The sequence below is a fragment of the Burkholderia sp. BCC0322 genome, from assembly GCF_902833045.1.
Classification (GTDB): domain Bacteria; phylum Pseudomonadota; class Gammaproteobacteria; order Burkholderiales; family Burkholderiaceae; genus Burkholderia.
The window spans coordinates 76,986-93,983 of record NZ_CADFDU010000004.1; the positions used below are offsets into that span (position 1 = coordinate 76,986).

Consider the following 16,998-nt stretch of genomic DNA (forward strand, 5'->3'; position numbering starts at 1 on the left):
CACAATAGGTGAACATTCACGTATTTGTCAACACGGAGTTGATCGCATGGTTAGCAAAACAGATGTTTCGTTCCTGGCCGACGGTAACGTCAACATCGGGGCATGGCTTTTTGTGCCGGACGGACCAGGCCCACATCCTGCCATCACGATGGCACATGGTTATGCCGGTACCAAGCACCATGGCATTGAGCAGTTCGCCCAGGTCTTTGCCGAAGCGGGATTCGTCGTGCTTTTGCATGATCATAGGAATTTCGGCGAGAGCGGCGGCCAGCCGCGTGGTGATGTGGATCCCTGGCGACAGATTGCAGACTGGCGCCGGGCCATTTCGTATCTGGAATCGCGCCCGGAAGTGGATGCAGCACGGATCGGCCTGTGGGGAACGAGCTATGCCGGCGGCCACGCGCTCGTACTGGGAGCGACGGATCGACGTTTGCGATGCATTGTCGCGCAGGTGCCTACGATCAGTGGATACGAGCAGGGTCTGCGACGCATTCCGCCGGATGCCGTTGCCGCGCTGGAAGAAGCGCTGGCTGAGGATGATCGGGCGCAACTCCGTGGCGAACCACCACGCTACCAAACGATTGTCAGTGCCGATCCCGCAGTACCTGCCGCATACCGCTCGCAGGAGTCCATAGACTTTTATCTGCAACCAGTCCCTGAGGGCATTTGGGAGAACGAAGTCACAGTGCGCTCGACTCGCGCTGCACGAATGTATGAACCGGGTGCCTGGGTTTCACGCGTGTCGCCGACACCGCTGATGATGATCGTCGCCAAGGAGGACCGCGTCACGCTTACCGACCTTGAACTCGCCGCCTATGAGCGTGCGCTCGAGCCTAAGCAGCTCGTACTGGTTCCCGGCGGTCATTTCGACCCGTATCTCAGCCAGTTCGAGATAGCAAGCGATGCTGCGCTTGAATGGTTCCGCAGACACCTTTCCTAATGTCGCACAATATTCGGAGGGCACAACAGTGAACCATCTCAACCTCAGCATCCACGGTGCCAGCGCGACGATAACCTTGACCAATCCGCCGCAAAATCGGCTGGGCATTCAGATGCTCGAAGAGCTCGAGGCCGCAGTCGACACCATCGCGAACAGCGGGGTGAGGGCCCTGCTCATCCGCGCGGACGGACCGGACTTCTCCTATGGAGGCGACATCATGCCGTGGGCCGGCATGAAAACCTGGAACCTGCGCGCACTCTTCCAGCGGTATATGGCCGTTTTCAATCGGATTGAAAGCCTGCCCTTCCCGACCGTTGCAGCTGTCCGGGGTATCTGCTTCGGTGGCGGCTTTGAGTTGGCCCTGCGCTGTGACATCATCCTCGCGGCCAGCTCCGCCAGGTTTGCCCATCCGGAGCAGTCTTTAGGCATCACCACGCTGATTGGCGGTGTCTACCGCGTCGCTGAGCGTGCAGGGCGCGCGTTTGCCTCCGAACTCGCCTTCACCTCCGATCCGGTTGACGCAGCAATGTTGCTTCAACGCGGCGTCGTCAATCACGTCGTTGCGGAAGAGGTTTTGGACGAGGAAGCCGCTGCGCTGATCCTGCGCCTTGCAAAGGGACCGACCCGGGCTCACGCCGCCCACAAGGCAGTGCTGCGCCTGTGGGCATCGGGCGGCGTTCAGGCCGCCGACGAAGCAATCTTCGACATTCAGATGCCCCTGTTTGACACTGAAGATACGAAGCGCGGCCTGCAATCCGCGATGGACGCACTATCGAGGGGCGTAAAGCGGCCGGTACTTGACTTCGAAGGTCACTGAACCGGCAACTGCACTAGTCGCGATACCGTGGCGCACGGCGCTGGACGCATCCCATGCCTTCAGCGCCTCGCTCGCGCCTAATCGGCGCAAAGTTCGGTACGCGTGACTTCGGACATCACCTTACGCATCTCGCGCGCCTTGCCCTTGCCGAACCGCGACTCGAACTGAGCCTGGGCTTTCGCCCAGGCAGTCTCCCCTTGCCGAACGCTTGCGACCCCGCTCTTCGTTAGCGTCACGATGCGGGAACGTCTGTCGTCGGGATCTACTTCGATCGCCACCAAGCCATCACGTTGCAGGGGTTTCACATTGTGTGTCACCGTCGTCCGGTCCATAACCATGACTTCAGCCAGCGCATTGATGGTCATCGGGCCCTGTGTCGACAGCGACCGAAGAATGATGTACTGCGTACCGCGCAAGCCGACCTCGGCAAGACAAGCGTCATAGAAGCGGGTCATGTGCCGCGCGGCTTTCCGGATCGCGGTGCAATTGCACGGGGTGACCTCTAAGGAAGTATCGTTTGCCATTGTCATCTCCGTCGGCACGCCCTTCGTTCGAAAATAGGGGCATACGCACATATTAGCACTTCCGGCGACGCGCACCACCGAGCGGCATCGCCGCAAAGGAATCCACCACGAGGACCGTTTGCACTGATTGCGATGCGCTTGCCTGAGCGCTCGCCATGCTCACCTCGGCCACGCATTGATCGCACACGAGTGCGCCGAGTGTTTCCAGTGCGTTGATGACCGCGCTTTCTGATAAGTGTTTCCAACATGAATGCAGAGCGGCCGATTTCTTTGTTCCAAGTCGCGGGCGATTTCCTTCAATACTGGGTTGGTACGCTTTAGGACAAGGTGATCCGTGACAACTTCGGTGTCACCGGAGCCAAATGGACACCGACGAAGGCGGTGCGCCCGGCCAGCAAACCGAACGACGATGTCGCCGGCAACGCGGCACTCGTATTCGCCGAGCGCGACAATCGAGGCAAGGTCTACCTCTACTTCTGCCCTGAGGATGCCACGGTGGCATTGAATGGGGTCAACGGAATGGGGGCGGCCGGCCGGCCTGATTCGATGAGTGTGCGTGCCTCGCGCAGCGGAGCGAAAGCGGAGTCGGTTCCTTTGCTATCGAATGCGTTTCGACAGCGCATTTTTACGCGCCGTTTGCGCAACGGGCAGCCAGTTCTTGTCGGCAACGCACCCGGCCCGTTCACATTGCGGCTAAAAGGCGAGAGCGCCCATGGCACCACAAACACATTGGAAGCGTGCTGAAATCCCGGTCGGAACCGTCCGAACCATTAACGGCGAAGCACTTCCGCCGCCATTTCCGCCGGAACTACAAGGCAACGTGATTCCTGGCACTGAGAAGACGCGGCTTGATGGCAGCGCAAGCGAAACTGAACCGGGTAAGCAGGCGCTCGATCAACTCGAGGCAGAGGTCGCCGTGAGCACGAATAGTGGCGCCGGCGCGCTACAGCAAGTGTCGCAAACCGTCGCTTGGCCGACCTTCGCGATCGGCGGCCGGGTGCCGGACAGCAGCGAAGTTGAAAGCATGCTGAATGCAAAAATGGCTCTCGACAATCAGTGTCGGGTCTTGCGCGTGCAGCCCGTCTTCCCACCGCATGCGGGCAAGCTACAGGTGTTGCGTACCGAGACACCCAATGAGGCGAAAGTACGCCTGATGAATCAGCTGCAGCCCGACAGCTCTTATCACTCCGCCGTGATGAGTGGTCGACGCAATCATCGCTGCGCAACCGCGTTCGATGTGTCTGTCGGTCAGGGCCGCGTTCTCGACGATCCAATTTTGGCCAAGCTGCTCCGTTCAATCGCTGACTGGCGCATACCCTTCGCAAGCCTCACAAAAGGCGCGGCACTCGAGCGATACAAGCAGCTTGACCATACAACACGCGAGATCGTCGAGGCGACTTGTCAGTACTATGGAGACGGGACGTTTCCTTCAGATCGGCTCGTACCCAAAAAGCCGCCACAGCAGGTTGTCAGCGAAGTCTATAAGCAGCAACAGGACTTCAAAAAGCAGGAAGAACAGCGCCTGGAAAAGGAGCGCATCGACCAGCGCAACCAGCAGCTGAAGGCGCAAGCCGACAAGGTCGAGTCGACGATTCAGCAGGACATGGACCAACTTCAGCAACGCCTTGGACAAGGGGCCGACGCCGCTCGACAGGGCGTCAACCAGGCCGTCGAACAGGGCAAGCAGGCCGTCAAAAATATGATCGATAAATTCTGAATGCGATGAATTCCACTGCTTCCAAGCGCCTGTCGGGCGGACAATTGCTGGTCGCGTTGGTGATGGGCCTAGCGCTGATCTGGAGTCTTGCGCTCAAGTTGGCCACAATGAACGGCTATATCTCCTGGGAAACGATATCGATGAACCAACGGGCGCTGTTGTGGCTGTTACCGATCCTGCTGCTCGCCGGCATGACTGGGACCGGATACACCATCTGGACGCGCCGGCATGCACCAGGCCAGTCCGACCCGGCCGCAGTACAGGCGGCGACTGTGTCCGACGGCGCGACGATACCCGCGGCGGCACGTGATCCGCGATTCACGCTGGAGGTGCGGCGCCTCGGCGTCACCGTCGACCGGTTCCGTCAACGAGCCCTGTTGATGCGCCTGGATGAAGTCGGCCAGAAAGGCACACTACTGCTGCAGGACCCGAAGGAGTATCCGTGGTCGAGTGAAACGCGCGATTCGCAAGGACGTCAGCGGGAAAACAACGTATTCGGATATGCGCTGCGTGGCTGGCTCGGTTTCTGGCCAATCCCGGTTATTGTCGCCGGGCCGCCGAGAGACGACAGCAATCCAGGTGCCGATCGCATGGCAACCCATATAGGAACTGCCGACAACGGCGCTGGAATCGGAAATCCGATTTATATTCGTCTCGAAGAGGTCCAGACCGAGCACGGCGACGACGTTGTGGCCCGCGTGTTTGATGTCTTTGAACGTCATCCTGACCTGCCAGCAGTCGTCCTGTTAGTCGAGGATGGGCTCAACACTCGCGCGTACATGCGAACGCCAGGCGAGGATCTCGCGCAGTCGGATACTGACGGCAACTTCGTCCCGAAACGACCCGACAGTTTCGTGGCGTTGCTTGTGACACGCAAGGATCGAGTGGATCGACTGATCCGGCCATACGTGACTGATGCGCCGGCCGCGATCGACAGTTCGAAGACACAGTACGACGTGATCAAGCTGTGGAACTACTTCTGGGACCAGCAGGATCAGTATAGAAAGGACCATCGCAACGAAATGCCGTGGGACTACTGGCAATCAAAGCTGCCGGAGTTTTGGAAGACCACACAGTTGAAAGTGCCCGAAGGGTTCAAGCCTAATCCATGGGTGCCCGTGCCGTGGACAAACTGGCAGCTGAAAGAGTACGACGATTGGCCGGTACTGGCGTATCTGCATCGCCCGGCGCGCGTCGACCTAAGCGACGGTCACGGCGAACCGCTGAAAAAGCGTGAGCGCATCGAGAAGATCAAAACGGGCTGGCAGGACGCATTGCAAACCGTTACTCCCGAGAGTCAGCCCAGTCGGATGTTTTACGACACGGGCGCGTCATCCAGCCAACTCCCGCTACTGGTGCAAGCGCTGCACGACAACCCGCAGCATATCGATTTGGACGACCCGAAGGACGCGTTCGATATGCAACGTCGCATCGGCGGCGACACTGGTACCAGCTCCACGTGGGTCCAGCTCGCGTTGGCGTTGATGATGAATTACCAGGACGGCAAAACCAGCGCGCTTGTGAACCTACGCGATCCGCTACACGCCACGATCGTGATGCTGAGCCCTCCGGACGCGGCAGCCCGGCAGGCCCATCCTCAGGACTTCAGTTGGGCTTTCTGATGAGCGAGAAACCTTACGTCCTAGAAGGCGATGGGCATAGCCATGGCGGACGAGTTCTGTCGGGCGCACCGCATTCGCGAATCAAGGGCCGAGCGATCGCTCGTCTGCAGGATCCCGCGATCTGCGAGATTCACGGGCCGACGACGATCGTGAAGGTATCCGGTCGCGGCCGCTTCGATGGTCAGCCGGCCGCATGCGACGGCGACGAACTGGCATGCGGGGCGCGACTGATTGCGAGTCAATCGAACACCGGCGGCTAATGCTGCTAGACCTGCTCGGAAGAGCGGGTCCAGCGCCACGCTGCGATGATGTGTGATGTGAACGGTCATGCACGGCACGCTACCCGACCGCAAGCAGCTCGCTGGTGTCGGTACCGACGAAGAGACGTGCTATCGGTATACGTATCGCGCACACCTCACTGTGAATTCGGTGCTGCTACGGTTAGTTCGCCATCGATCACGCGGCCGCCGCGCGTGCGCGCGACTTCGTCGGACGTTTGACCGGGAAGAGCGCGGTCCACTGCTCAGGCATCGCGCGGTCGATTTTCTCAATCGCAACGACGCGAGCGGCATCGATCGATCCTTCCATGATCCTACCCAAGCCCCGGCCGGTTTCCACGTCGGACACATCGAACATCGCCGGCATGGTCGGATCGGATAGTGTGCTGCGATGCACGGCCCAGGTGCGGCCGCGATGCTCGAACGGCACGCCGATCGTCTCGGCCCATCGATCTTCGTGCAGTGCGAGATGGAACACGATCCCCTCAACACGTGGCTCAGGCTGCGACGGGAAGCGATCGCCACCCAGAACAGGTGCTGTTGGATTTTCTGACTGTCTTTATGACGTCGCTCATCCGTCAAAAACGACTCGATTTCGGCGATGGCCGGTGGCGCCGGACGGTAACCCGCGACATTGTCGAACTCGACGAGTTGGTCGTGGCGCAGCGACTCCAGCAGCAGCCGGGTGTAATTCATGGTCTCGCGCGCCGCAGGGTGCCGCACCCAGCGCCGCCCATGCTGTCGTGGCAAGATGTCCAGCGGCGAGGAGTAGAGATACTCCAGCCCAAGCGCGGCGAGCGGCGAGGAGTAGAGATACTCCAGCCCAAGCGCGGCGAGCGGCGCATTTTCAATCAACCACTGCTGCAGATCCATGCGGTTGCGCCGCTCCAGCGACTGCCGGTTGAAGCAACCTTGCCTGACTTCCTCTCTCCAAACATCCAGGCGGTAGTAACCACTCGCCAGTCGCAGCCAGAGCGCCGCCGAACCGCTTTCGCTATATTCGTGCTGCCGTAGGTAGTAGGTGAAGTGAACCGTCGCCTGCGCGGCTCGCGCGACCTCGATCGTGACAGGCGTCACGTACTCGCCGTGTCTCCCGGCTTCGGTCGGCTCCGCCCATGCGCGCCCTTCGATGACGCCGCCGATGGCACCTAGATAAGGAGGGAAAGATAGCAATTCAATCGAAATACCAACACTCAAACCATTGAACTATATGAATTTATAAAATTCGATGCACCTTTAAACATCCGCATCCGGAATCCGCGCCGACTGAATCACGACCAGCGTGTCCCCCTTCTCGATCCTGCACGGCGGGTCCTCATAGAACGAAAAGATCTTCCCGCAACGATCGAGCCCGACCACGATCGCGCCCGGCACGACATTGGTCATGCAGCCGATCTCGTGCGGCAACGCCTCGCGCTCCAGCAGCGTCGCACGCCCGCGCGTCGACAGCATGTCGTTCACGAACGGCACGATATAGCGGCTGTGCACTGCATCCGCGAGCAGCAACGCGCCGATCTTCGTCGACGACACGATCACGTCGGCGCCCGCCTGCCGCAGTTGCCGCTGGTACAGGTTCTCCTGGATCCGCACGACGATCTTCGTATCGGGCGCGATGCTGCGCACCGACAGCGTCAGCAGGATCGCGGTCGGATCGTCGGTCACCGAAATGATCACGGCCTTCGCTTCACGCACCTGTGCCTGCTGCAGCAGATCCTCGTGCGCGGGATCGCCGAGCAATCCCGCCACGCCGAGCGACGTCGCGGCCTCGATCGCCTGCTGCTGCGAATCGATCACGATGAGCGTCGCCGGATCGACGCCGCTCTCGAGCAGTTCGCGCACCGCGATCGACCCCGACAGGCCATAACCGCAGACGACGATGTGATCGGACAATTGCTTCTGCAGGCGTTTCATGCGGAATTCCTCGACGACGCGCTGGATCACGAACTGATACGCCGTGCCCAGGAAAATGAACCAGATGACGATGCGGATCGGCACGATGAAGAACGCATCGATGAGACGCGCCCGTGCGGTGACGGGCACGATGTCGCCATAGCCTACCGTCGCAACCGTAACCATCGTGAAGTACACGAGATCGGAGACGGTCATCGGCGTGCTCTTGGTCGAATCGCGCAAGCCGTCGCGATCGAGATACAGCACGAGAAACGCGAGCGTGCACAGCAGCACGACCGCACCGATACGGAACAGCAGCGTTCGGCGCGGCGACGTCGCGGGACGCGTGAACAGCGTGCGCGCACGCGGCGCCTGCCACGGATTGCGGGCGCGACGCAGGCGTGAGCGCAACGAGCGGCGCTGGGTGGAGGGCGAAGCCAACGGGGACTCTCCTGAAGGATGCGGGCTCGATTCTACGACGAGAAGACGGTGATCCGGCCCGACATCATTGCATCGATTCGTCCGTTACAGCATGCTGCGCGGCCGCACCATCGTCCCGTCGACGAAACGCTGCGCGCGAAACGCCGACAGGTCGAGCGACGGCGCGCCCGTGTCGATCCATTCGGCGAGCAGCCGGCCGACGATCGGCCCCATCGCGAAGCCGTGACCGCAGAACCCCGTCGCGATCGCAAGCCCCGATGGCGTGCCCGGCGCATCGATCACCGGAATGCCGTCGGGCAGCACGTCGATCAGGCCGGCCCACGACTCGACGATCTGCGCATCCTTCAGCGCGGGGAAGATCGCCTTGAGCTTCGCGAGCGCGCGCGGCGCATGCGCGCGATTCGGCTGCGGCTGCGGATCGCGCGGCTCGATCGGTCCGGTCGCACCGTTGATGCGGGCAAGCGCATCGCGCCACGCAGCCGAATTCAGGTGTAGCCGGAACTTGTCGCGCTGCGACCAGAACGCCGGCCAGAAGAGGCTCAACCCGCGCAGGTGGCCGAGCGTCAGGTCGACGTCGACCTGCATGTCGTCGGCGAGATTGATCGCACCGCTCTTGCGCTGCCGGATGCCGAGGCCGTGGCCCCACACCGTCGACGCCGACACCGGCGGCACCACATTGGTGCGCATGCACGTGCCGCGTACCGCCTGTTGCGGCAGCCGGATGCCGACGCCGTCGAGCAACCTGAAGCTGGTCGCGCCGGCCGCGCAGATCACGCGCCGCGTGCGGATCGTGCCGCGCTCGGTCACGACGCCGGCGACCGCACCGCCGGCCGTCTCGATTGCGCTCACGCCGCAGCCTTCGAAGAAGCGCGCCCCCGCCTCGACGGCACGCGCGGCGAATGCGGCCGCCACGCGGCGCGGCTCCGCCTGCCCGTCGGTCGCGGTGTATAGCCCGCCGAGCGTGCGCGCCTGCGGCGAAAGGCCGCTGACGCGCTCGTCGATCTGCGCGCGCGTCAGCGTGCGCGTGTCGAGTCCGTACTCGCGCGCGACCGCAAGCCACGCGTTGAACGACGCCCAGTCCGTTTCGTTGTCCGCAATATAGAGACAGCCGCCCTGCCGCCATTCGAGATCGAAACCGAGGGTTTCCTCTAACCGTTCCCAGATCCGCATGCCGGCCATCATCAGCGGCACCTCGGCTGCTTCGCGTCCCTGCTGCCGCACGAAGCCCCACGCGCGTGTGGACTGCTGTCCGGCGATGCGCGACTTGTCGAGCACGACGGCCTTCAAACCGCGCAGGCCCAGGTAGTACGCGGCTGCGCAGCCCATGATGCCGGCGCCGGCGATCACGATATCGGCGTCGGTCGGGAATGGTGTGCTGGCGAGGGTCAGTGCATCGTGCAGCGGATAGGTTGTCGTCATTGCTTCCTGTCAGGCGTTAATGCGTCCGGATACGGACGTTGGTGGTAACGTCGTGACACACCTTTCACACAAACGCACCTTTCACGACGCTGAATAACGACCATTTTGCGGTAAAGTTATCTTTTCCGCGCGTGGCCGGTCGGCTCGCCCCTGGACGTCATGAAGACTGTCCGTCGAGACTGCCGCAAGGCGTCGTTCTGAACGTCACGATCCGTTCCCGTAGCATGACCACTGAAGCAATCACCACGGATTCCCTCGCGGTTGCCGAGCGCGTGCGCGAGCTGATGACCCGCAACGGCATCGGCAAGCGCCAGCAGACCACCGAGCTGTGCCGCATCCTCGACCTGAGTTTCTCGCAAGGCCACCGCAAACTGCGCGGCAGCAGCCCCTGGACGCTCGCGCAGATCAAGAAGGTCGCCGAAGCGTACGGCGAACCCGCCGCCCAGCTGTTCGGCGCGCAAACGCTCGACCCCGGCATGGTCGGCGCCTATTCGCAGGAAGCCGTACTTTACGCGGGCGTCGCCGAAATTCCGTGCACCGCATGGATCGGCGCGCCGCTCGAAGCCGGCGCGCGCCCCGAATTCGTCGCGTATGAACAAAACGGCCGCTGGCGCGTGCTGCGCCACACCGGCGTGCTGTACCAGAACGCGTACGACGTGCACAAGATCGAGATCTATCCGCGCCGCGCGGAGAGCGACAAGCTCGTCGTCGCGGTGATCGACCCCGATCGCGTCAGCGCGACCGAGCTGTGCCGCTATCTCGAACGGCAGGGTTTCGCGACGGCCTCGTTCGACGGCCTCGCGCCGTTCGTCGACGCGCTGCAGGGCCAGGCCTTCGATGCGGTGCTCACCGAATGGCTGTTCGACGACGCCACGGCCGCGACCGCGATCAAGGCCGTGCGCACGTCCGACAACCCGGGCGCGCCGATTTTCGTGCTGACGGGCGACCTGCTCACCGGCCGCGCGAGCGAAGCCGACATCAGCGAAGTGATCCGCGCGTTCGACGTCGTCTGCTATGAAAAGCCGGCGCGCATGGCGATCCTCAGCGCCGATCTCGCGAAACGGCTCGCACGCGGGTAGCACCCCGGGCCGCTCCTCCCTCCGGACGCCCGACGTCCGCACGGCACCGCGGTCGTGAACAGGTCATAGCTCAGTACAATAGCCGCACCTGTTCACGCCCACGCCGGCATCCGCCGCCCGACGCCATGGCCCGCCTCATCCCCGACGACTGGAAAAGCCTCGCCGCGACCGGCGCGGCCGAACGCGAGCGCGAAACGCTCGCCGCGCTCGAACACGCGCTGCCCGACAGCTACACCGTGTATCACGGCGTGCACTGGACCCGCGCCGACCAGGCGTTCTCGGTATTCGGCGAGGCCGCGTTCGTCGTCGTGAGCCCGGCCGGCCGCGTGCTGCTGATCGAGCAGAAAGCCGGCTTCCTGCGCGAAACGCCGAAGGGGCTCGTGAAGGTCTATCTGCAAAAGGAGCGCAATGTTCCGATCCAGCTTGCGCGCACGCAGGAAACGCTGCACCGGCGCCTGACGGCCGCGCTCGGCGCAGGTGTCTACGGCGTCGAGGCGCTGCTGTACTGCCCCGACTACTCGATCCGCGACGCGTCGATCGCCGGCGTCGCGGCCGACCGCATCGTCGATGCATCGCGCAAGGCGCAGCTCGGGCAGGTGATCCTGCAGATCCTGCCCGAAGACGACGAACACCTCCCGAACGCGCCGAAGCTACACCATTTCCTCGCGGACGAGCTCGCGCTCACGCCCGACACGAGCGCGCTCGTCGGGCAGGCCGGCACGCTCGTCACACGGCTGTCGGGCGGGCTCGCCACGTGGGCGCGCCAGCTCGACTTCGCGCCGTTCCGGCTGCGCGTCACCGGCACGGCCGGCTCGGGCAAGACGCAGCTCGCGGTGCAGGCGATGCGCGATGCGGTCGCGGCCGGCAAGCGCGTGCTCTACGTGTGCTTCAACCGGCCGCTCGCCGACTACATCGCGCGCATCGCACCGCCCGGCGCGAAGATCGCGAACTATCACCAGCTGTGCGACTGGGTCGCGCGCGACGGCGGCTATACGCCCGACTTCCAGGTACCCGGCGAATTCGAGCGGCTCGAGGCGCGCTTCGCGGAAACGCCGCTTCCCGAGCACTGGCGTTTCGACGTGCTGGTGGTCGACGAAGGCCAGGATTTCCACGCGCCGTGGGCGGCCGCCCTGGAGCGCTTGCTGGCGCCGGATGGCGCATGGTGGTGGCTGGAAGATCCGCTGCAGAACCTGTACATGCGCGAGCCCGTCGCCCTGCCGGGCTGGGTCACGCTGAAGGCGCTCACCAACTACCGGAGCCCGCGCGACCTGCTCGAATTCGTGCGCGACATCGTCGGCCGGGTCGAGCCGCTTGCGGCCGAGCTGCGCTCGGGCAGCCCGTTCGACGGTTCGGATCCGTCGGTGTCGTCGTACGGGGAAGAAGGCGCGTCGTCGGACGCGTTGGCCGACGCCTGCATCGATGCGACCAAGCGGGCGATCACGCACGCGCTGTCGCTTGGCTTCCGCAAGCAGGACATCGCGGTGCTGTCGTATCGCGGCCGCGAAGGCTCGGTGCTCGCGCCGCTCGACCAGCTCGGCCCGCACCGGCTCAAGAGCTTCACCGGCAAGTACGACCTGTTCGGCAACCCGGAGTATCGCGAAGGCGACGTGCTGCTCGATTCGATCTACCGCTTCAAGGGCCAGTCGGCGCCGTGCGTGATCCTCACCGAGGTCGACTTCGACACGCTCGACGCGCGTGCCGCGCGCAAGCTGTTCGTCGGCGCGACGCGTGCGACGATGAAGCTGCTGATCGTCGCGTCGTCGCGCGCGGCCGCGCAACTCGCGGCCGTCTGATGTAACGGGCGAACGGCAGGCGAGCAAGCGCCCGCCCCGCCGCCATCCGCGGTCGATCAGGCCACGCGGAACGCGCCGACCGCGCGACGCAGCCCGTCGGCCTGCTCTTCCAGCGAGGCGGCAGCCGCCGCGGCCTGCTCGACGAGCGCCGCGTTCTGCTGCGACACCTGGTCCATCTGCGACACCGCGCGGTTCACCTGCTCGATCCCGTCGCGCTGCTCGTTCGACGCCGCCGCGATCTCCGTCATGATGCCCGTCACGCGGCCGATCGCCTGCTGGATGTCCTGCATCGTCGCGCCGGCCAGGCCGACGAGCCGCGAACCGTTCGCGACGCGCTCGACCGATTCGCCGATCAGCGTGCGGATTTCCTTCGCCGCCGACGCCGAGCGTTGCGCGAGCGTGCGCACCTCGCCCGCGACCACCGCAAAGCCGCGGCCCTGCTCGCCCGCGCGCGCGGCTTCGACTGCCGCGTTCAGCGCGAGGATGTTGGTCTGGAACGCGATGCCCTCGATCGTGCCGATGATGTCGGCGACCTTCTGCGAGCTCTGGTCGATCTCGTTCATCGTGCCGATCACCTCGCCGACGACGGTCGCGCCGCGCGTGGCGATCTCGCTCGCGGTATCCGCGCAGGCCTGCGCTTCCACCGCATTGTCCGCGTTCTGCTTCACGGTCGCGGTGAGCTGCTCCATGCTCGCGGCCGTCTCCTGCAGCGCGGACGCCTGTTCCTCGGTGCGCTGCGACAGGTCGGTGTTGCCGGCCGCGATCTGGTGCGTCGCCGTCGAGATCGCTTCGGAACCCTGGCTGACCTGTCGCACGGTGTCCGCGAGACTGCGCTGCATGCCGGTCACGCCCTTGACCAGCTCGGCCATCTCGTCGCGCGACGACCAGCGCACTTCCGACGTCAGGTCGCCTTCCGACAGGCGACGGAAGTGCGACAGCAGGCGATTCACCGGCTGGGTGATCGCGAAATGCAGGCCGATCGCGCAGCCAAGGCACGCGGCCAGGCCGAACGCGATACCGGCAATCGCGCCCGCGCGCATCCAGCCGTAATAGGTCTGCGCGGTGTCGTACACATCCTTGCCGCGCGCGACCTGGTACGCATCGAGCGCATCGGTCGCCTGCGTGAGCGCGACCGACAGCGGCGGCGCCACCGACATCAGCAGCCGGTCGGCCTCGTCGCGACGGCCGTCGCGGACCGCGTCGATCATCGGCTTCAGCGCCTGCCCGATCAGCGCCTGGCGCGCGGCGTCGAGGCGGCTCGCGAGCGGGCCTTCGTCGCCGTCGTGCGGCATCGACGCGTAGCCGCGCCAGGCGGTGTCCGCCTTCGCGAGATAGTTCTCGGCCTTCTTGACGAGATCGGGCACTTCCGGCGCTTCCGGATGCAGCAGCGCGCGATCGAGCGTCGTGCGCACGATCGTGAGGTTCAGGCTGGCCGCCGACAACGCGGTCTTCGCGGCCAGTTGCTGTGTATAAGCCTCGTCGAGCGCGCGGTTCGAGCTCTGCATGCCGGCGAGGCCGATCAGCCCCGATACGACGAGCAGCACGGCGACGAGACCGAGCGTGGAGAAGATCCGCGTACGGATCGAGAAACGGGAAAACAGGGCGTTCAGGTTCATGACGGGACGTGAGCGGTGAAAAGTGCCGCGGCAATCGGTCCGCAGCACTCTGGATTACGGTTTGCCTGCAAAAAACTTGAGTCCGGCCCCGCTTGTCGCCTGATCCCGGTCAATTTTTCGCGCCGGCAATCTTCTGTTACCGCTGCAACATATCGAGGGCTGGGCAGAAATTGACTGGTCAATCATCCATGGCTATAGTTCGACACAATTCCCTGCCATGGCAGATATCTCGATGACAACCGACACCCTCCTCACTCCGCCGGCCACCGAAACGGCCCGTCGCGACGCGCCGACCGGGCTGATCGTCGCCGCGCTGCTGCTCGTCATACTGCTGTCCGCACTCGACCAGACGATCGTGTCGACCGCGCTGCCGACGATCGTCGGCGAGCTCGGCGGGCTCGACCAGTTGTCGTGGGTCGTCACCGCGTACCTGCTCTCCTCCACTGTCGTGCTGCCGCTGTACGGCAAGCTCGGCGACCTGTACGGCCGCAAGATCGTGCTGCAGGCCGCGATCGTGCTGTTCCTCGCGGGCTCCGCGCTGTGCGGCGTCGCGCAGGACATGACGCAGCTGATCGTGCTGCGCGCGCTGCAGGGGCTGGGGGGCGGCGGCCTGATGGTCGTCACGATGGCCGCGATCGGCGATCTGGTGCCGCCCGATCGCCGGGCGCGCTACCAGGGGATGTTCGGCGGCGTCTACGGCCTCGCGACGATCGTCGGCCCGCTGCTCGGCGGCTTCCTGGTCGAGCACCTGTCGTGGCGCTGGATCTTCACGATCAACCTGCCGCTCGGCTTTCTCGCACTCGCGGTGATCGGCGTCGCATTCCGGCCGCACACCGCGCACGTGAAGCACCGGATCGACTACATGGGCGCCGCGTTCCTCGCCACCGCCCTCACCTGCGTAATCCTGTTCACGAGCGAAGGCGGCTCGCTGCTGCCGTGGACGTCGCCGCAGCTATGGATGACGCTCGTGCTCGGCGTCGTCGCGATCGGCGGCTTCATTTATGAAGAGCGGCTCGCGGCCGAGCCGATCATGCCGCTCGAACTGTTCCGCCATCGCACCTTCGTGCTGGTGAGCCTGATCGGCTTCGTCGTCGGCGTCGCGCTGTTCGGCTCGGTCACGGTCATCCCGCTCTACCTGCAGGTCGTGAAGGGCTCGACGCCGTCGCAAGCCGGGATGCAGCTGCTGCCGATGATGGGCGGCATGCTCGTGACGTCGATCGTCAGCGGCCGGCTGATCTCGCAGCTCGGCTCGTACCGGATGTTCCCGATCCTGGGCACGCTGACCGGCGGCATCGCGATGGCGCTGCTGTCGACGCTGACGCTCGACACGCCGCTGCACACGATGTACGCGTACATGGCGCTGCTCGGGATCGGGCTCGGCATGGTGATGCCGGTGCTCACGCTCGCCGTGCAGAACACGGTCGAATTCCGGCACATGGGCGTCGCAACGTCGGGCGCGACGCTGTTCCGCTCGATCGGCGGCTCGCTCGGTGTCGCGGCGTTCGGCGCGCTGTTTTCGCACGGGCTGCAGTCGCGGGTGATGGATGCGCTGCCGGCCGGCACGGAGCTGCCGCCCGCGCTCGGCCCGGCCGCCGTGCACCAGTTGCCGGATGCCGTGCGCGACGCGTACCTGCATGCGTTCGCCGGTTCGCTGCATGTCGTGTATCTCGCGGCGGCGACGGTCATTGCGATCGCGTTCGTGCTCGCGTGGTTCGTCGAGGATGCGCCGCTGCGCAAGCACAACTGAGCGGGATGTGCGTCGCGCAGCGCCCGGCACCGGAAACGTGCCACCCCGCCGCCTTTGGGCCTTTGACGCGCCGTACCCCATCCGCAGCGGCCCGCCGTCACGGCACCAGCACGACCGCCCCCGTCGTCGCGCGCGACTCCAGCAGCCGGTGCGCATCGGCCGCCTGTTCGAGCGGCAGCCGCGTGCCGATCTCCACGTGCATCCCGCCCGCCAGCCGCTCGAGCGTCGCGCGCGCGGCTTCGCGATACCCCGCGACGTCGCGCGCGATGAAACCGAGCACGCTCGGCCGCGCCAGCGCGATCGAGCGGGCCGGGCCCAACTCGTCGAGATCGAACGTCTGCCGCGCGCCGATTGCAGCCACCTGCCCGATGCTCGCGACCATCCCGAACGGACGGACCGCGCCGAGCGTGCGCGTCAGCACGTCGCCGCCGATCCCGTCGATCGCGTAATCGACCCCCGCGCCGCCGCCGAACGCGCGCGCGGCCACGACGAAATCCTCTTCGCGATAATCGACGACCGCCTCGGCGCCGTGCTGGCGGGCGAGCGCGGCCTTCGCGGCCGACCCGGCCGTGCCGATCACCCGCGCGCCGAGCGCACGCGCCCATTGCGTCGCCAGCAGCCCGACGCCGCCGGCCGCCGCATGCACGAGCACCGTGTCGCCGGCGCCGACCTGACGGACGCGATGCAGCAGCATATAAACGGTGATCCCTTTCAGCAGCCCGGCCGCGGCGGCTTCGTCGCTCACCCCTTCGGGGATCGGCAACACGCGCTCGGCCGGCATCGTGCGCAGGCTCGCGTAGCTGCCGGTCGGCATGCCCGCATACGCGACACGCTGGCCGACGACGAGATCCGTCACGCCCGGCCCGACCGCGTCGATCACGCCGGCCGCCTCGACGCCAAGCGCGTCCGGTAGCGCGGGCAACGCATGCGCGCCCGTCCGGAAATAGATGTCGACGAAATTCACGCCAACCGCGGTCTGGCGAATCCGCACCTCGCCGGCCCCGGGCGGCGCGACGGTCGCATCGACGCGGCGCAGCACGCCGGCGTCGCCGTAGCGGTCGATCCCGATCCGGATGGCGGTGGCAGTTTGGGTCATGACGTTCCTCACAATCGAA

At 64.9% G+C, this 16,998-nt stretch carries 16 protein-coding genes; 10 read left to right on the forward strand and 6 right to left on the reverse strand.

Features of this window, described 5'->3' with window-relative positions; genetic code table 11:
* The first annotated feature begins 46 nt into the window (after positions 1–46).
* Positions 47–940, forward strand: coding sequence for an alpha/beta hydrolase (locus tag HWX39_RS13545; protein WP_175968589.1), 894 nt, complete (start codon positions 47–49; stop codon positions 938–940).
* Between the two features lie 28 nt (positions 941–968).
* Positions 969–1,757 carry an enoyl-CoA hydratase/isomerase family protein gene (locus HWX39_RS13550; RefSeq protein WP_175968590.1) on the forward strand — a complete coding sequence of 263 codons (789 nt, stop codon included), beginning with the start codon at positions 969–971 and terminating at the stop codon, positions 1,755–1,757.
* Positions 1,758–1,834: 77 nt separating this feature from the next.
* On the opposite strand, the gene HWX39_RS13555 is transcribed toward HWX39_RS13550, so the two are convergent.
* Positions 1,835–2,281, reverse strand: a complete 447-nt coding sequence (locus tag HWX39_RS13555) for a MarR family winged helix-turn-helix transcriptional regulator (protein ID WP_175968591.1) — start codon at positions 2,279–2,281, stop codon at positions 1,835–1,837.
* Between the two features lie 327 nt (positions 2,282–2,608).
* Between HWX39_RS13555 and HWX39_RS13560 the strand changes: the two genes are divergently transcribed.
* From HWX39_RS13560 to HWX39_RS13575, 4 genes are read left to right on the forward strand one after another with little or no spacing between them, the layout of a single operon-like run.
* A complete protein-coding gene (locus HWX39_RS13560; RefSeq protein ID WP_175968592.1) occupies positions 2,609–3,025 on the forward strand; it encodes a DUF3274 domain-containing protein in 417 nt (138 codons plus the stop codon).
* Positions 2,994–3,998: a DUF3274 domain-containing protein gene (locus HWX39_RS13565; RefSeq protein ID WP_175968593.1), complete on the forward strand. Its 1,005-nt coding sequence runs from the start codon at positions 2,994–2,996 to the stop codon at positions 3,996–3,998. The genes HWX39_RS13560 and HWX39_RS13565 overlap by 32 nt, the downstream gene beginning before the upstream one ends.
* 5 nt (positions 3,999–4,003) lie before the next feature.
* Positions 4,004–5,620: a DUF2875 family protein gene (locus HWX39_RS13570; RefSeq protein ID WP_175968594.1), complete on the forward strand. Its 1,617-nt coding sequence runs from the start codon at positions 4,004–4,006 to the stop codon at positions 5,618–5,620.
* Positions 5,620–5,880 (forward strand): PAAR domain-containing protein, encoded by a 261-nt coding sequence (locus tag HWX39_RS13575; protein WP_175968595.1) that lies wholly within the window; start codon positions 5,620–5,622, stop codon positions 5,878–5,880. Before HWX39_RS13570 ends, HWX39_RS13575 begins: the two co-directional genes overlap by 1 nt.
* A 196-nt stretch (positions 5,881–6,076) precedes the next feature.
* Here the strand turns inward: HWX39_RS13575 and HWX39_RS13580 are convergent, their stop codons facing one another.
* Complete coding sequence (locus HWX39_RS13580) at positions 6,077–6,376, reverse strand: hypothetical protein (protein WP_244134991.1); 300 nt, start codon at positions 6,374–6,376, stop codon at positions 6,077–6,079.
* Between the two features lie 62 nt (positions 6,377–6,438).
* Between HWX39_RS13580 and HWX39_RS13585 the strand changes: the two genes are divergently transcribed.
* Positions 6,439–6,912, forward strand: coding sequence for a hypothetical protein (locus HWX39_RS13585; protein WP_175968596.1), 474 nt, complete (start codon positions 6,439–6,441; stop codon positions 6,910–6,912).
* A gap of 222 nt (positions 6,913–7,134) precedes the next feature.
* Here HWX39_RS13585 and HWX39_RS13590 read toward each other — a convergent pair whose 3' ends face one another.
* Together HWX39_RS13590 and HWX39_RS13595 are read right to left on the reverse strand one after the other, a co-directional pair.
* Positions 7,135–8,229: a potassium channel protein gene (locus HWX39_RS13590; protein WP_175968597.1), complete on the reverse strand. Its 1,095-nt coding sequence runs from the start codon at positions 8,227–8,229 to the stop codon at positions 7,135–7,137.
* Between the two features lie 84 nt (positions 8,230–8,313).
* Positions 8,314–9,648, reverse strand: coding sequence for an FAD-binding oxidoreductase (locus tag HWX39_RS13595; protein ID WP_175968598.1), 1,335 nt, complete (start codon positions 9,646–9,648; stop codon positions 8,314–8,316).
* A gap of 224 nt (positions 9,649–9,872) precedes the next feature.
* Between HWX39_RS13595 and HWX39_RS13600 the strand changes: the two genes are divergently transcribed.
* Together HWX39_RS13600 and HWX39_RS13605 are read left to right on the forward strand one after the other, a co-directional pair.
* Complete coding sequence (locus HWX39_RS13600; protein WP_175968599.1) at positions 9,873–10,727, forward strand: helix-turn-helix domain-containing protein; 855 nt, start codon at positions 9,873–9,875, stop codon at positions 10,725–10,727.
* A gap of 125 nt (positions 10,728–10,852) precedes the next feature.
* A complete protein-coding gene (locus HWX39_RS13605) occupies positions 10,853–12,520 on the forward strand; it encodes an ATP-dependent helicase (RefSeq protein ID WP_175968600.1) in 1,668 nt (555 codons plus the stop codon).
* A gap of 56 nt (positions 12,521–12,576) precedes the next feature.
* On the opposite strand, the gene HWX39_RS13610 is transcribed toward HWX39_RS13605, so the two are convergent.
* Positions 12,577–14,136, reverse strand: a complete 1,560-nt coding sequence (locus HWX39_RS13610; RefSeq protein WP_175968601.1) for a methyl-accepting chemotaxis protein — start codon at positions 14,134–14,136, stop codon at positions 12,577–12,579.
* A 232-nt stretch (positions 14,137–14,368) separates the two neighbouring features.
* On the opposite strand from HWX39_RS13610, the gene HWX39_RS13615 reads away from it, so the two are divergent.
* Positions 14,369–15,883 (forward strand): MDR family MFS transporter, encoded by a 1,515-nt coding sequence (locus HWX39_RS13615; RefSeq protein WP_175968602.1) that lies wholly within the window; start codon positions 14,369–14,371, stop codon positions 15,881–15,883.
* Between the two features lie 97 nt (positions 15,884–15,980).
* On the opposite strand, the gene HWX39_RS13620 is transcribed toward HWX39_RS13615, so the two are convergent.
* On the reverse strand, positions 15,981–16,979 hold the full coding sequence (locus HWX39_RS13620; protein WP_175968603.1) for a quinone oxidoreductase: 999 nt from the start codon (positions 16,977–16,979) through the stop codon (positions 15,981–15,983).
* Positions 16,980–16,998 lie beyond the last annotated feature (19 nt).

What these genes read in the sequence shown, in the direction of transcription:
- HWX39_RS13600 (WP_175968599.1), top strand. Translation starts at nt 9,873, where the DNA reads ATGACCACTGAAGCAATCACCACGGATTCCCTCGCGGTTGCCGAGCGC.
- HWX39_RS13555 (WP_175968591.1), bottom strand. Translation starts at nt 2,281, where the DNA reads ATGGCAAACGATACTTCCTTAGAGGTCACCCCGTGCAATTGCACCGCG.
- HWX39_RS13605 (WP_175968600.1), top strand. Translation starts at nt 10,853, where the DNA reads ATGGCCCGCCTCATCCCCGACGACTGGAAAAGCCTCGCCGCGACCGGC.
- HWX39_RS13575 (WP_175968595.1), top strand. Translation starts at nt 5,620, where the DNA reads ATGAGCGAGAAACCTTACGTCCTAGAAGGCGATGGGCATAGCCATGGC.
- HWX39_RS13620 (WP_175968603.1), bottom strand. Translation starts at nt 16,979, where the DNA reads ATGACCCAAACTGCCACCGCCATCCGGATCGGGATCGACCGCTACGGC.
- HWX39_RS13595 (WP_175968598.1), bottom strand. Translation starts at nt 9,648, where the DNA reads ATGACGACAACCTATCCGCTGCACGATGCACTGACCCTCGCCAGCACA.
- HWX39_RS13610 (WP_175968601.1), bottom strand. Translation starts at nt 14,136, where the DNA reads ATGAACCTGAACGCCCTGTTTTCCCGTTTCTCGATCCGTACGCGGATC.
- HWX39_RS13565 (WP_175968593.1), top strand. Translation starts at nt 2,994, where the DNA reads ATGGCACCACAAACACATTGGAAGCGTGCTGAAATCCCGGTCGGAACC.
- HWX39_RS13570 (WP_175968594.1), top strand. Translation starts at nt 4,004, where the DNA reads ATGAATTCCACTGCTTCCAAGCGCCTGTCGGGCGGACAATTGCTGGTC.
- HWX39_RS13615 (WP_175968602.1), top strand. Translation starts at nt 14,369, where the DNA reads ATGACAACCGACACCCTCCTCACTCCGCCGGCCACCGAAACGGCCCGT.
- HWX39_RS13545 (WP_175968589.1), top strand. Translation starts at nt 47, where the DNA reads ATGGTTAGCAAAACAGATGTTTCGTTCCTGGCCGACGGTAACGTCAAC.